This window comes from Xanthobacter versatilis (genome assembly GCF_043193975.1).
Taxonomy (GTDB): domain Bacteria; phylum Pseudomonadota; class Alphaproteobacteria; order Rhizobiales; family Xanthobacteraceae; genus Xanthobacter; species Xanthobacter autotrophicus_E.
Window position 1 is genome coordinate 134266 of the sequence record NZ_JBAFVB010000004.1, and the last position, 14142, is coordinate 148407.

The window sequence follows — 14142 nt, forward strand, 5'->3', positions numbered from 1 at the left end:
TCAATCGCTGCGGCGCACTTTAACCCGTTCGCAACGCAGCCCTCGGCAAGGTGCGGCGCATGTCGCGCGTTTCCTTGTGGTTCCTTTTGCCTGCGCTGCTCCTCGCAGTCGCGCTCACCGGCTGCCGTTTCGGGCTCGAAACGCGCGATCCCTGGCGCGTGGAGGCCGAGGAGCAATGCATCGCCCAGAAGGGCGTCATTCCCTCCGCTTTCATGGAGCCCATCCCGGCCATCGACGGGCCGGGCATGTGCGGCATGGAGCATCCCTTCCGCGTCACCGCCCTCGCCGAGGGCAATGTGGTGCTGGAACCCGCCGGCAAGCTCGCCTGCCCGGTGATCCACCAGGTGGACATGTGGGTGCAGGACGTGGTCCAGCCCGCCGCACTGGCCTGGTTCGGCCAGCCGGTGGTGGCGATCAGCCAGATGTCGGCCTATTCCTGCCGCGGCATGAACGGGCAGGCCGGCGCCAAGATTTCCGAGCACGCCTTCGGCAACGCCCTGGACGTGGGCGCCTTCCGCATCGCCGACGGGCGTTGGGTCACCGTGAAGAACGGCTGGAAGGGCACCCAGGAGGAGCGCGGCTTCCTGCTCCAGGTGCAGGCCGGGGCCTGCGAGCGCTTCACCACCGTGCTGGCGCCGGGCTCCAACGTCTTCCATTACGACCACATCCATGTGGACCTGATGCGCCACGAGAAGGGCCGCACCATCTGCAAGCCAGCGCCCCGGCCCATGCCGGCGCCGCTCATCGCCAAGGCGCCGCCGATGGGCGCGCCGCAGCCCGAGTTCGCCCCGGCCAGCGCCCCGGCGGAGGCGCCGTCCTATACCCCGGCAGTCTACACGCCCCAGCCGCAGGCCGCCCCGCCGCCGCCCGCGCCGGAGCCGCAGCCCTCGTTCCTGTCCAACCTGTTCGGACCGCGCCCGGCCCCCGCCCCGGTGGCGGAGCCGCCGCCGCCACCGCCGCCGGCTGCGACCCTGCAGCGGCCGGCCGGTGTCATCACCTCGTCGCCGCTGCCGCCACCGCCATCCTCCCTGCCGCCCGCAACGGTGTCCTCGGGCCGGGCGCCGCAGCCCTATCCCGCTGCGCAGCAGCCTCCATCGCCGCAGGGCGTGCCCCCCGGCTGGCAGGTGGGTCCGCAGGGCGTGCCCATGTCCTATGCGCCGTCCAGCAACCCCGAGACCGGCTCGGTGAAGCGCAAATATTACACCGCGCCGATCCCCCAGGCCTCCACCCTGCCCCTGCCCAAGGCAAAGGCGGGAGAGGATTGAGGTGACGCCCGCCCTGCCGTTCGCCGGCATCGACGGATGCCGCGGCGGCTGGATCGTGGCGCGATGGGACGGGGCGGGCACCCTGCACCTGACCCGCGTCACGACCATCGCACCCCTGTTCGAGGTGCCGGACGCACCGCACATCGCCGCCATCGACATGCCCATCGGCCTGCCCGAACGCGTTGGCGCCGGCGGGCGTGCACCCGAGCGGCTGGTTCGCCCGCTGCTGGGCATGCGGCAATCCTCCGTCTTCTCGGTACCGGCGCGGGCGGCGGTGATGGCGGGCGTGGGGCCGGGCGACGAGACCACGCGCTACCGCGCCGCCTGCGCCGCCGCCCTTGCCTCATCCGATCCGCCGCGGGCGGTGGCCAAGCAATGCTTCCACCTGTTCCCCAAGATCGCCGAGGTGGACCATCTGCAGCGCAGCCGGCCGGAGCTGCGCACCCGGCTGGTGGAGTGCCATCCCGAGGTCGCCTTCTGGGCCATGAACGGACAGGCCGCCCTTGCCGAGCCCAAGAAAGTGAAGAACCGACCGTATCCGCCGGGCCTCGACCTTCGGCTTACGCTGTTGGCCGCATCGGGCGTGCCGGTTGATCTGCTGGATGCGCAGAACGCCCGTGCGCTCGGCGCAGGGCTGGACGACCTGATCGATGCCGCCGCCTGCGCCGTCACCGCCAAAAGAGTGGCCGAGGGCAAGGCCTTGCGCTTTCCGGACCCTGCGGAAGCGGACGCCTTCGGCCTGCCGGTGGTCATCGTCGCGTGATAGAGGTTTTCTCTTAAGTCGAATTCCAGCCATAGGCTGCCTCTCGCTATGCGCGATGGGATGGGCTCATGACAGGGACGGCCTCTCCATGCCTCACGCGCGTATCCGCCTCTCTTCCCTCGCCGATAAAATCGTCTCCGCCGAGGAAGCGGCCGCCCACATCCAGGACGGGATGATCGTGGGCATGAGCGGGTTCACCCGCGCCGGCGAGGCCAAAGCGGTGCCCATGGCGCTCGCCGCCCGCGCCAAGGAAGCCCACGCCGCCGGCCAGCCCCTGAAGATCACGCTCATCACCGGCGCCTCGCTGGGCAACGACCTCGACAAGCAGATGGCGGAAGCCCACCTGCTCTCGCGCCGCATCCCGTTCCAGTCCGACCCAGCGCTGCGCAAGGCCATCAATGCCGGCGAGGTCATGTTCGTGGACCAGCACCTGTCGGAGACGGTGGAGCACCTGCGCACCAACCAGCTTGGCCCGGTGGATGTGGCGGTGATCGAGGCGGTGGGCATCACCGCGCAGGGCGGCATCATTCCCACCACCTCGGTGGGCAATTCGGCCACCTTCGCCATCCTCGCCAAGAAGGTGATCGTCGAGATCAATCTCACCCAGCCCATGGAGCTGGAGGGGCTGCACGATATCTACATCCCCACCCGCCGGCCGTTCCGCGAGCCGATCCCGGTGGTGGCGCCGGAGAGCCGGGTGGGACTGCCCTTCATCCCGATTCCGGCGGAGAAGATCGCGGCCATCGTCATCACCCAGAAGCTGGACAGCGCCTCCAACGTGCTGCCGCCGGACCACGAGACGGCGGCCATCGCCTCCCACCTCATGGAGTTCCTGAAGCACGAGGTGAAGATCGGCCGGCTCACCAACCGTCTGCAGCCGCTGCAGGCGGGCATCGGCACCATCGCCAACGCGGTGATGCACGGCTTCATCGAGAGCCCGTTCTCAGACCTCACCATGTATTCGGAGGTGCTGCAGGATTCCACCTTCGACCTGTTCGACGCCGGCAAGCTGAACTTCGCCTCGGGCTCGTCCGTCACCCTGTCCAAGGCCAAGCACGACCAGGTGATGCCGCGCATCGCCGACTATAAATCCCGGCTCATCCTGCGCCCGCAGGAAATCTCCAACCATCCGGAGATCATCCGCCGGCTCGGCCTCATCGGCATCAACACGGCGCTGGAATTCGACATCTTCGGCAATGTGAACTCCACCCATGTGGGCGGCACCGGCATGATGAACGGCATCGGTGGCTCGGGGGATTTCGCCCGCAACGCCTATCTGTCGGTGTTCGTCACCAAGTCCATCGCCAAGGGCGGCGCCCTCTCCTCGGTGGTGCCCATGGTGAGCCATGTGGACCACACCGAGCACGACGTGGACATCCTCGTCACCGAGCAGGGCCTCGCCGACCTGCGCGAGCTGGCACCGCGCGAGCGGGCGCGGGTGATCATCGACAATTGCGTCCACCCGCTCTATCGCGACGCCCTGGACGACTATTTCGCGCGGGGTTGCGCGCGGGGCGGCCACACCCCGCACATCATCGAGGAAGCCCTTTCCTGGCATGTGAAGGCGCGCGAGACCGGCTCCATGCTGCCCGGGCAGGACCTGAAGATCGCCTGAGCGCCTGCCTGGAAATTCAGAAGAGCATAACCGCAATCATCCCCGGTCATGCCCGGCCTTGCGCCGGGCATCCACGCCGAGCCGCTTGCGACGACCTGCGAAACGCCTCCGAGCCTCACAGCGTCATGGCCGGAACCCGTATGTTTGCGGGTTCCGCTTCTCGGAGGCGGAAGTCGGCAACAGCCGACGTCCGGGACACGCCCGTCCATGACGCTGGCAAAGCGGCCGCGCCCGGCTACTTCAACCGGAAGAAGCGGGACGGGTGCTCGTCACAGGGAAATTGCACCGCGGTCTGGTTGAGCCCCGTCGATCCGCCCGCGATGGTCAGGCACAGCCCGCTGTTGACATTGACCAGCCGGAACAGGCCGCCGTCAAACGGTGCGTAGAGCCAGCGGCGGGACGGGTGGTCGTCGCAGCTATATTGCACTGAAGGCGTATTGCGATCGCTGTTCCCGCCCGCGACCGTCAGGCAGAGATTGCTGTTGACGTTCCGGATCTTGACGATGTTTCCCTCGACCGGCTCGAAGACCCAGGCCCGCGAGGGGTGGGTATCGCAATGGTACTGAACGGTCTGCTCGTTCTGATTGCCGGTCCCGCCGGCAGGGCTCAGGCACAGGTCGCTGTTCGCGTTGGCGATCTGGACCCGACCGGAGGGCGGTGGCGCCGCCACGGCCGGGACGGTGAACGCGGCCATGCAAACGACGATGGTGCAAACGGAAGCGGCGCCCCTGAAGGCGCCATGCCAGTTGAGCATCGTGCCATTCCTTCTGCTCAGCCAAGAATGACCCCCATGGGTGTCTTCTAAACATGGCAACCGGCAAGGGCGCATCCGCCGTTTGAGGGACGAAACGATCCCAATACCTTTAGCGAGGAAGAAGAGGAGCGGGCGTTGCTCCCCCTCCTCGACGGCCTCCTGCGCGCGGCGTGCAAGGTCTCGCGACGCTGTCTCACCACGCCCTCCCGCCATGCCGCCCCTCCATACCCCTCATGCCCCCACCGGGGGCCTGCCGGCTGGCTCTGGCAGCCCAATGGTGATAGGCGAGCGGCAATCTCATCACCGGAGCCGCTCCATGACCGCCGATATCCGTCCCGTGACCCGCGCCCTCCTCTCGGTGTCGGACAAGACGGGTCTCGTGCCGTTCGCGACAGCCCTCGTTGCCCATGGGGTTGAGCTGGTCTCCACCGGCGGCACCGCCAAGGCCATCGCCGACGCCGGCCTGCCGGTGAAGGACGTGTCCGAGCTCACCGGCTTCCCGGAGATGATGGACGGCCGGGTGAAGACCCTGCATCCCAAGGTGCACGGCGGCATCCTCGCCATCCGCGCCGACAAGGGCCACCAGGCGTCCCTCGCCGAGCACGCCATCGCCCCCATAGACCTCGTGGTGGTGAACCTCTATCCGTTCGAGGCGACCGTCGCCCGCAAGGCGGATTTCGAGGAGACCATCGAGAACATCGACATCGGTGGCCCCTCCATGATCCGCGGCGCCGCCAAGAACCACAATGACGTGGCCGTGGTGGTGGAAGCCGCCGACTATGAGGCGGTGCTGAAAGAGATCGCCGAGCACGGCGGCACCACCCTGCCCCTGCGCCGCAAGCTCGCCCAGAAGGCCTATGCCCGCACCGCCGCCTATGACGCGGCCATCTCCAACTGGTTCGCCCGCGAGCTGAAGGAGGAGGCCCCGGCCTTCCGCGCCTTCGGCGGCAAGCTCATCGAGGCCCTGCGGTACGGCGAGAACCCGCACCAGTCCGCTGCCTTCTACGCCTCGGACGAGATCCGTCCCGGCGTCGCCACGGCGCGGCAGGTGCAGGGCAAGCAGCTGTCCTACAACAACATCAACGACACCGACGCCGCCTTCGAGGCCGTGGCCGAATTCCACCCCGCCCGCACCGCCGCGGTGGTGATCGTGAAGCACGCCAATCCCTGCGGCGTGGCCGAAGGCGCCTCGCTGGAGGAGGCCTATGCCAAGGCGCTGGCCTGCGATCCGGTGTCGGCCTTCGGCGGCATCATCGCGGTCAACCGCAAGCTGGATGCGGCCTCCGCCCGCGCCATGGTGGAGATCTTCACCGAGGTGATCGTCGCCCCCGACGCCACCGAGGAGGCCATCGCCGTGGTGGCGGCGAAGAAGAACCTGCGCCTGCTGCTCACCGGCGGCCTGCCCGACCCGCGCGCGGGAGGCCTCACGGTGAAGACGGTGGCCGGCGGCCTTCTGGTACAGGGCCGCGACAATGCCAGCGCCGACGACCTCGACCTGAAGGTGGTCACCAAGCGCGCGCCCACCGACCGCGAGCTGACCGACCTGCGCTTCGCCTTCCGCGTGGCCAAGCATGTGAAGTCCAACACCATCATCTATGCGAAGGACCTCGCCACGGTGGGCATCGGCGCCGGGCAGATGAGCCGGGTGGACAGTGCCCGCATCGCCGCCCGCAAGGCGCTGGACGCGGCCGAGGCCCTGGGCCTCAAGGAGCCGCTGACCAAGGGCTCGGTGGTGGCCTCCGATGCCTTCTTCCCCTTCGCCGATGGCCTGCTGGCGGCGGTGGAGGCGGGCGCCACGGCGGTGATCCAGCCCGGCGGCTCCATGCGCGACAACGAGGTGATCGCGGCGGCGGATGCGGCCGGCCTCGCCATGGTCTTCACCGGCGTGCGCCACTTCCGCCACTGAGAAGCGGCGCGGAAAGCCCAGACAACATTACCTCGTCATGCCCGGCCTTATGCCGGGCATCCACGCCGATCCGCTGGGGCCCACGCGCGAAAGGACTTCCCGGTCGTTCCACGTGGATGGCCGGGACAAGCCCGGCCATGACGGTGTAAAAGTACCGGATCCGACTGCGGGCGCGAGGCCCAGCAGCCGGGACAAGGGCGCCCGCCCCTACCCCGCCAGCAGCTTGCGCACCAGCAGGCGGTCCACATAATGCGGGCCGTCGAACACGAACACCTCGAAGCCCGCGTAGGCCCGCAGCTGGGGCAGCAGCTCGGCGACCGTTGCTGCGCGCAGCAGGTCGCCGCCGGCCGGGCGGAAGGCCTCGGCGATCAGCCTGAAGCGCCCGCGTCCCAGCCGCTGCGACAGTTCCTGCGCATAGGAGCGGGCCGCCTCCGGGCTGCGGCTATAGACGCCCACCCCGTCCTGGAAGAACAGGCCCACGTCCCTGGGCAGCCAGCCCTCGACCCAGTCGGCGAATGCCTTGGCCCCCACGTTGGAATTGTCATAGGCGCTCACCCAGAGCGGCCGGGGAATGTCGGCGATCGCCGACGCCATCTGGCCCACCCCGGTCCAGGTCGGGTCCGCCTCCACCGGGAAATAGAAGCCTGACGGCGTGAACGGCAATCTCTGCCGCGCAACCCGCGCCGACAGCGCGCCGAGCGCCAGCACGTCGCGCCGGGCGTCCGGTTCCTTGAAGCGGCCGGCAAGGCCGGCGATGATGGACTGCGCCCACGGCTCGCGGGCGATGCGGCTCCAGTTGGGCGCATCGGCGATCAGCGGCAGGCCGAGGTCGGGCAGCGGCACGAAGGCGGTGCCGTCGGCCACCAGCCATTGCACCAGCAGGCTGCGGGCGCCGATCTCGTTCCAGTCGCCCCGCGGATCCAGCAGGCCGCCGTGCACCTGCCAGACGATGCCCTCCATCAGCCGCGGCGCGCGCCCAAGCCGCCGCACCGCCAGGTCGAGCCCCACAAGCCCGGCCCCGGCCACAGCCGTGGCGCCGAGGACGAGCGCAGCGCGGCGGCTCAGCCCGGTCATGGCTTGCGCCGACTGGCGCCGGCCCAGGCTGGCTGAAACAGGCCGGCGCGCCGGCTCACAGGGCGGCGACGGCGAGCCGGCGCTCCTGTTCGCGCACCGTGGCCTCGATGGCTTCTTCCTTCACGATGCCGCAGCGCACGAGATATTCGCCGATGCGCCCGTCCACGTCGGGACGGTAAAGCTCCATGGCCGCCTCGAACGCCTCGCGCTGCATCAGGCCCTTTTCCAGCAGCAGCTCGCCCAAAAGCGGCGGCGCCCGGTGGCCCTCGATGCCGGGGGTGACGCCGCGCAAGAGGCGCAGGCCGCCGTTGATCTCGCTCTCGCGGGCGATGCGCTGGACCGGCACGTCGCCCACCGCCTCGCGCACATCCTCGAGCGCCTTGTCCCCAAGGGGAGAGGGCACCGCCACCACCAGCCGACCGGTCTCGTCGCGGCCCACGGGCAGCAGCCGCCGGCGCACCATCAGGTCGAGGGGCAAAAGGTCGTGGAACTGGCGCACCATCTGCTCGGTCACATGGGTGCGCGGCAGGCCGGACTGGAAGGCGATGGCCTCGGCCAGCGTCTCCTCATCGAGCCAGCCGCGGGAGACGAGGATGCGGCCGAGGGGCTGCTGGCGCTCGTCCTGCGCCGCCAGCGCCGCATCCACATGCTCCGGCAGCACCGCCTGCCAGGTGAGCAGCAGTTCGCCGAGGCGCTGGCGCTGCTGGCCCAGCTCCGCCTGGTCGGGAAAGTCGTGCATCGTCTTGTCCCAGACGATACGGCGACCGAACAAGGCGTTGGCAAGGAACAGCCGCCACGCCCGCACGGTGGCAGCGAAATTGACGAAATTGCCCATCACCACCCGCGGCACGGACATGAGCCCCTGCTCCCAACCATAGACGCGGGCGACGAAATAGAAGCGCTGGATCAGCCGCAGCGCGAAGGCCACCGCATTGGCGGTCAGCACCGCCAGCAGCCAGCCTTCGGTGGCGAAGATGGACGGGTAGCGGGCCGGCAGCCAGCCGAGCTTTTCGGCGGCAAGGAAGATGAGGAAGTGCGCCGCCACCACATAGGCCAGCACCGCCACGATGGAGGTGACGATGCCCTTGCGGTCGCGGAACAGGAAATACTTGGTGGCAAGGCTGCCGCGCCAGCCCATGGAACCCCAGCCCTGGAACGCGATGCCCAGACCCCAGCGCGCCTTCTGCCGATAGGAGGTGCGGAAGGTGTCGGGGAAGAATTCGCGCACGCACAGGGGCATGCGGATGACGTGCTCGATCTGCGACCCGAAGCCGAAGAAAGTCTCGCGCGTCACCCGGTAGTCCACCGGCAGGCGGGCGATGATGGACTGCATGCGCGCCTCGGCCAGGCGCGCGCTGATATCATAATCCTCGGTGAGGCTGCCGGTGTTGAACACCTCGCCATTGCCGTCGGCGAGAAGATGCAGCATGGCCTTGCGCGAGAAGCAGGTGCCCACCCCGGCGGAGGGCACGGAGCCGGCGATGCTCTCGCGCACCACCAGGTCCTTGGCGTGCCACTCGGCGAACTCGTCCATGTAGATGCCGGCCACCAGCTCCGACCAGTGGCGCTCCAGCGACAGGACCGGGATCTGGATCAGGTCCTTGCGCGGCAGGAGATAGTTGAAGAAGCGCAGCTCGAGGGGGTGCAGCACATCTTCGGCGTCGTGCAGCACGAGACCGGCGAACTCGGTGCCGGTCATCTCCTCGTGCTGGAAGATGGCGCGCACCACCGCGTTGAGGCAGTCCGCCTTGTTGGTGGGTCCGGGATTCTTCACCTCCACCCGCACCAGCTGCTTGTAGCGCCGGCGCATGCGCTCCACCTCGGCGATGGTGTCGGGATCGTTGGGATAGGTACCCACGAAGATCACGTAGCGCCGGTAGTCCAGCACGCTGACCATGTTCTCGATCATGGCCGCGATCACGCCGGATTCGAGCCAGGCGGGAATCATGATGGCGAGCGGCTGCTCGTCCCGCTGGTAGAGGGCAGCAGGGGTGAGCGGGCGGATGAACGGCTCGATGACGAAGCGGCGGTAGATCCGCCGCCCCCAGTACCAGGCATCGACGAACAAATCGTCGAGGGAGGAGATCAGGATGATCACCGCCACCACCGCCGCAGCGTATTCCACCACGCGGATGTAATCGGCCAGGAGGAATGGCCAATAAAGGGACAGCCCGTCGAGGGACAGCGCGGTGGACATGGCGGTGATCTTTCCGGCGTCAGCTACCGCGACGGCGCACGTAGGAGGCGCGGATCAGCAGCAGGAAGAACAGGGCGGCGGCGCCGATGCCGAGCGGCAGGCCCCAGTCCGACGATTTCTGCCACAGCCGCTGAAGGGTGCCGGCCGGCCCGTCGGTGTCGGCGACCCGCACCGTGCCCGGCGCGGCGCCCGAGGCGCTGAGCTCGGTGAGCGTGCCATCCACCCCCACCAGGGCCACGTCGCCCCGGGAGAGGCGCACCGGCTTCTCCGGCGTCATCGCCACCGGGCCGATGCTCTGCCAGACGATGCCACGGGCGTCGTCCGCGCGCAGGGCCTGCACCAGCGCCACGTTCTTCAGGCCGGAGATGTCGAGCAGGCGCGCCTTGTCGTCGGTGCCGACGATGAGCCGGTCACCTTCCACCCGCGCCTTGGGAGTGATGCCCTGCACCGGCACGTCAAGGGCGAGGAAGGCCCCGGCGGCGCGGAAGGAGGCACCGGGACCGGCCACCTCGAAGCTGCTGGAGCGGGCCGGGACGCCGGCCGCCGCCGCCGCCCGGACCACGCGGGGCAGGCTCGCCTTGGCGCTGGCGAGATAGGCGTCGGGCACCACCAGGTGACCGCCGGAGGCCATGGCCGCAATCACCCCGAGGAAATCGCCGCCGGGAGCAGCCCCGCCCAATTCGAAATGGCTGGTGGGCAGCACCGAGACCGGGAACGCCTGGGGCGTCTCGCGGCAGCGGTCGCTCACCGGCTGGCGCTGGAAGGTCACGCGCAGCACGTTGCGGGCGGCCAGGGCATAGGGCGGCACGGCGGCGGTGAGATGCTCGGGATGGCCGGTGGCGTCGAGGCGCTTGGCGGCCAGCAGCACGTCGTTGAGGAACACCGCCACCACCGGCTCGGAGGTGGAGGCGCCGGGGGCGGCGGCCACGTCGAGATTGAGCCGGCTCGGCAGGGAATGACCGCCGGTGGCGGCGGCGAGATCGAAGCTCACCACGAAATCGCCGCGGGCCAGCACGTCGAGGTTGCCCTCCGCCGGGCCGAGGCTGGCGAGGGAGACCGCCGACGGCTTCAGCGGCGCCGCATCCACCGCGCGGATGGTCACCGCGCCGGACGCCAGCGAGGTGCGCCAGAAGCTGTCGAACAGCGCCGTCGCCTTGCCGCCGGCAGCGCCGCCCACTGCGATCACCGGCCGGCCGGCGAGGGACTGCAGGCTCACCTCATCCGCCGCCACGGTGGCCGCGCCGAGGCTCGCCGCCTTGGTGCGCCACTCAGTGAAGGCGGCCGAGGCCGGGCCGAGCCGGGCGCCGAGCGCGTCCAGCGCGCTCTTCATGGAGGTGAGGAGGCCAGCGTCGGCCACCGCCACGTCGGCGCCCAGCGGCGAGCCCGGCAGCACGAGGAGGGCGCCGAGATCGGCCGCGTCCTTGATGCGATATGTGCCGATACCGACGAAGTTCGAGAACGGTGCCACCACGCGCAGCGAAGCCGGAACCTCGAGGCCGGAGAGGTCCACCTCGTCGCCGATGGCGGGCAGGGTCTTCACCACGAGGCGCTTGCCGGCGGCTTCCAGTGCCAGCCCGAGCCGCCAGGCGGTGTCATAGGTGTCCTTGGTCAGCGTCCCGCCCGCCACCAGCAGGCTGCCCGATCCGGGCATGCCGCTCCAGGCGGTGGCCAGGTCGCGCACGGCGCCGGCCTCATAGGAATAGGTGAAGCGGCTTTTCGGGCTGATTTTCAACACGTTGCCGATGCCGCGCTCGTCCGCGCACAGATACTCGCCGATCACCGACGACCATGCGGTGCCCAAGCGCACGAAGCCGGTGGGGCGCGGCTTGCCGTCCACGGCGATGGCGGCGGAGGCGCTGCCGCTGTCGCCTTCCAGCCGGCGGGAATAGACCGGGGTGCCATCCACCGAAAGCACCAGCGTGGTGCGCCCGCCGTCCCCGCGCAGATACTCGCCGTCGAGGGCGATGGCCGCATCGCTCAGCGGCACGCCGGCCGGCACCGGAAGATAAAGGTCGCGGCGCGCATCCATGCCCTGGAGCACCACCGGCCCGTCGATACCGAGATCAGACAGGGTGTAGGAGCGCGTCACCCGCGTGTCCGCCGCCCGCTCCTGAATGGCCGAGACGATCGGGTCCGCCGTCTGCGCCATCGCGGGAGCCGCGCCGAACAGGCCGGCCATAAGGCCGGCCGGCAGCAGGGCCGCCGCAAGCCGGACGGCGAGGGTCCGGGAGGCCCCTTTGCCAGTCCTGGCGCGGCCGCACGCCGGGAGCACGGCGGGCGGGAGAGCCGGCGCGAAAGCGGGATGGTGTCTCATGTCAGTCTCTCACGGGCATGGCGGCAAGGCCGGCCGGACGCCGGGGCGCAGGCGCAGCGGAAGGGAAGGCGGGGGAGGAGAATGCAGGGGCAGCGGACAGCGGGGCGAATTCATCCACCGGCCGTCCGCAGAGGCAGTCGAGGATGCGGCGACAGGCCTGCCCGTCGCCATAAGGATTGATGCGGCCGCTATAGGCGGCATAGGCGTCGGGATCATCGAGCAGCCGCGTGACGGCGGCGACGATGGCGGCGCGGGCGGTGCCGACCAGTTCCACCGTACCCGCCTCCACCGCTTCCGGCCGCTCGGTCACCTCGCGCATGACCAGCACCGGCTTGCCCAGCGCCGGCGCCTCCTCCTGCACGCCGCCGGAATCGGTGAGCACCAGGTGGGCGCGCTGCAGCAGCCGCTGGAACGGCAGGTAATCGAGAGGCGGCACCAGATGGATGTTGGCCCGTCCGGCCAGTTCCTCGGTGACAGGGCCGCGCACATTGGGGTTGAGATGCACGGGATAGACGATCTCCACGTCGGACCGGCCGGCGATCTGTGCCAGTGCCGCACAGATGGAGCGGAAGCCCTCGCCGAAATTCTCGCGGCGGTGGCCGGTGACGAGCAGGATGCGCTTGGCGGGATCAAGGTCCGGCAGCGCGCGATCGAGGGTCGCGGCGAGGTCCGGGTCGCCATCGATCCGCGCCTGCGTCGCCTGGAGGGCGTCGATCACGGTATTGCCGGTGACCACCACCCGGCCGGCGAGCCGCTCGGCGGCAAGGTTCGCCCCGGCGCCGGCGGTGGGCGCGAACAGAAGGTCCGCGACCAGATCCACCACCCGGCGGTTCATCTCCTCCGGGAAGGGCTGGGCGAGATCATAGGTGCGCAGGCCCGCTTCCACATGCCCCACCGGGATGCGACGATGGAAGGCGGCCAGCGCCGCCGCCATGGCGGTGGTGGTGTCGCCATGGACCAGCACGCGATCGGGCTGGACCTGCGCCAGCACCTGATCAAGGCCGGTGAGCGCGCCGGCGGCAAGGCCGCTGAGCCCCTGGTTGTGGGCCATGAGGCCGAGGTCGAAATCGGGGCGGATGTCGAACAGGCGCAGCACCGGGTCCAGCATCTCGCGGTGCTGGCCGGTGACGCAGACCACGGACACGACCTCAGGCGCCCCCGCGAGGGTACGGACCAGCGGCGCCATCTTGATGGCCTCCGGGCGCGTGCCGAAGATCGACAGAATTCTCAAGGCGCGTCCCCGGCGATTCGATTTTGGAAAAAACACGAACCATTGTTGTCAAGGTCAAGTTTTTAGCACTGACGGAACGTGGAACGCAATTTACCGTTGGACGTGGTTTCCTCGGGCAGACTTGCGGGCATGCGGAGACCGCGTGCCGCCTCCCCTTCCATGGTCACGCACTGTGAACAGAGAAGGTTGAGCGACACTTAAGCCCAAAATCCTTATTTCGCAAAATGCGAAATTCACGCCTACATGGTGTTACCGCACCGGCGATGTGCTCGCGCCGGTCCCGAGCGCCGCGCGGACCAGAGCCTCAGCCTCGGCACCGCCCCATTCGGCGGGTCCCGCTAGGTAACCCATCTCGCAGCCGTCACGGTCCACGATGACCGTCGTGGGCAGGCCGAACCCCCGTCCAACCCCGCGCAGGGCCTGGAAAGTCTTCGTTGCCGGGTCGGCATAGAAGGCAAGGCGCTTCACCCCGATCTCGTCGAGGAAAGCCCGGGGCTTGTCGGGATCGCGGGTGTCGAGATTGACCGCCACCACCTCGAAATCCGGCCCGCCCAGGCTGCCCTGAAGCCGGTCGAGGTCCGGCATCTCCTTTCGGCAGGGCACGCACCAGGTCGCCCAGAGATTGAGCAACACCACCCGGCCCTTGAAGTCGGCCAGCGTGACCTCCTTGCCATTGGCGCCGGTAAAGGCGAGGGGCGGCAGGCGGCGCGGCTCGGTGGCCGGGGAGAAGGCGGCAAGGCCGCCCTTGGCCAGCGGCACGAACGCCCGCGCGCGCTCCACGGTGCCCTGGCAGGCGGCATCCGACACCTTGAACGCAGCCGGCTCCGCGGCCGGCGCGGAGGTGACCTGAGGCGCCTGTGCATTGCCGGGGAGGCGGTTCATCCCGTATAGGGCGAGCGCGCCGGCAACGGCGCCCGCCAGCGTCGCCAGCGCGACGAGACCGACGGTCCGCACGCCGGAGCCGCGCCGCCCCTTGGGAGGCGTCATTGCCGGCCCGGTCGCCGTCTCGTCTGTTTCGGTCGC

The 14142-nt window shown here is 69.5% G+C and carries 10 protein-coding genes; 4 read left to right on the forward strand and 6 right to left on the reverse strand.

From position 1 onward, the window contains the following. Positions 1-59: 59 nt before the first annotated feature. From V5F66_RS10380 to V5F66_RS10390, 3 genes are all read left to right on the forward strand, one after another. Positions 60-1265, forward strand: coding sequence for an extensin-like domain-containing protein (locus V5F66_RS10380; protein ID WP_012113751.1), 1206 nt, complete (start codon positions 60-62; stop codon positions 1263-1265). Between the two features lies 1 nt (position 1266). Beyond that, positions 1267-2028, forward strand: a complete 762-nt coding sequence (locus V5F66_RS10385; protein WP_394053170.1) for a DUF429 domain-containing protein — start codon at positions 1267-1269, stop codon at positions 2026-2028. An 88-nt stretch (positions 2029-2116) separates the two neighbouring features. Further along, positions 2117-3643 carry an acetyl-CoA hydrolase/transferase family protein gene (locus V5F66_RS10390; protein ID WP_012113753.1) on the forward strand — a complete coding sequence of 509 codons (1527 nt, stop codon included), beginning with the start codon at positions 2117-2119 and terminating at the stop codon, positions 3641-3643. 235 nt (positions 3644-3878) lie between these two features. Here the strand turns inward: V5F66_RS10390 and V5F66_RS10395 are convergent, their stop codons facing one another. Next, positions 3879-4397 carry an RICIN domain-containing protein gene (locus tag V5F66_RS10395; RefSeq protein ID WP_394000920.1) on the reverse strand — a complete coding sequence of 173 codons (519 nt, stop codon included), beginning with the start codon at positions 4395-4397 and terminating at the stop codon, positions 3879-3881. 316 nt (positions 4398-4713) lie between these two features. On the opposite strand from V5F66_RS10395, the gene purH reads away from it, so the two are divergent. After that, positions 4714-6303: a bifunctional phosphoribosylaminoimidazolecarboxamide formyltransferase/IMP cyclohydrolase gene (purH, locus tag V5F66_RS10400; RefSeq protein ID WP_394093804.1), complete on the forward strand. Its 1590-nt coding sequence runs from the start codon at positions 4714-4716 to the stop codon at positions 6301-6303. A 207-nt stretch (positions 6304-6510) separates the two neighbouring features. On the opposite strand, the gene V5F66_RS10405 is transcribed toward purH, so the two are convergent. The 5 genes from V5F66_RS10405 to tlpA form a co-directional block, all read right to left on the reverse strand. Then, a complete protein-coding gene (locus V5F66_RS10405; RefSeq protein ID WP_394093805.1) occupies positions 6511-7377 on the reverse strand; it encodes an alpha-amylase family protein in 867 nt (288 codons plus the stop codon). Between the two features lie 55 nt (positions 7378-7432). After that, positions 7433-9574 (reverse strand): glycosyl transferase family protein, encoded by a 2142-nt coding sequence (locus V5F66_RS10410; protein ID WP_394000926.1) that lies wholly within the window; start codon positions 9572-9574, stop codon positions 7433-7435. 19 nt (positions 9575-9593) lie between these two features. Beyond that, positions 9594-11888, reverse strand: a complete 2295-nt coding sequence (locus V5F66_RS10415) for a hypothetical protein (protein WP_394093806.1) — start codon at positions 11886-11888, stop codon at positions 9594-9596. Between the two features lies 1 nt (position 11889). Beyond that, positions 11890-13119, reverse strand: coding sequence for a non-hydrolyzing UDP-N-acetylglucosamine 2-epimerase (wecB, locus tag V5F66_RS10420; RefSeq protein ID WP_394093807.1), 1230 nt, complete (start codon positions 13117-13119; stop codon positions 11890-11892). 249 nt (positions 13120-13368) lie between these two features. After that, the gene (gene tlpA / locus V5F66_RS10425; RefSeq protein WP_394008838.1) at positions 13369-14106 is read right to left on the reverse strand and encodes a thiol:disulfide interchange protein TlpA; all 738 of its coding nucleotides are present in this window, start codon (positions 14104-14106) and stop codon (positions 13369-13371) included. Positions 14107-14142: the final 36 nt, after the last annotated feature.

Excerpts from the sequence above, each read along its gene's own strand:
- V5F66_RS10410 (WP_394000926.1), bottom strand. The coding sequence starts at position 9,574 with ATGTCCACCGCGCTGTCCCTCGACGGGCTGTCCCTTTATTGGCCATTC.
- V5F66_RS10390 (WP_012113753.1), top strand. The coding sequence starts at position 2,117 with ATGCCTCACGCGCGTATCCGCCTCTCTTCCCTCGCCGATAAAATCGTC.
- V5F66_RS10415 (WP_394093806.1), bottom strand. The coding sequence starts at position 11,888 with ATGAGACACCATCCCGCTTTCGCGCCGGCTCTCCCGCCCGCCGTGCTC.
- tlpA (WP_394008838.1), bottom strand. The coding sequence starts at position 14,106 with ATGACGCCTCCCAAGGGGCGGCGCGGCTCCGGCGTGCGGACCGTCGGT.
- purH (WP_394093804.1), top strand. The coding sequence starts at position 4,714 with ATGACCGCCGATATCCGTCCCGTGACCCGCGCCCTCCTCTCGGTGTCG.
- V5F66_RS10405 (WP_394093805.1), bottom strand. The coding sequence starts at position 7,377 with ATGACCGGGCTGAGCCGCCGCGCTGCGCTCGTCCTCGGCGCCACGGCT.
- V5F66_RS10395 (WP_394000920.1), bottom strand. The coding sequence starts at position 4,397 with ATGCTCAACTGGCATGGCGCCTTCAGGGGCGCCGCTTCCGTTTGCACC.
- V5F66_RS10380 (WP_012113751.1), top strand. The coding sequence starts at position 60 with ATGTCGCGCGTTTCCTTGTGGTTCCTTTTGCCTGCGCTGCTCCTCGCA.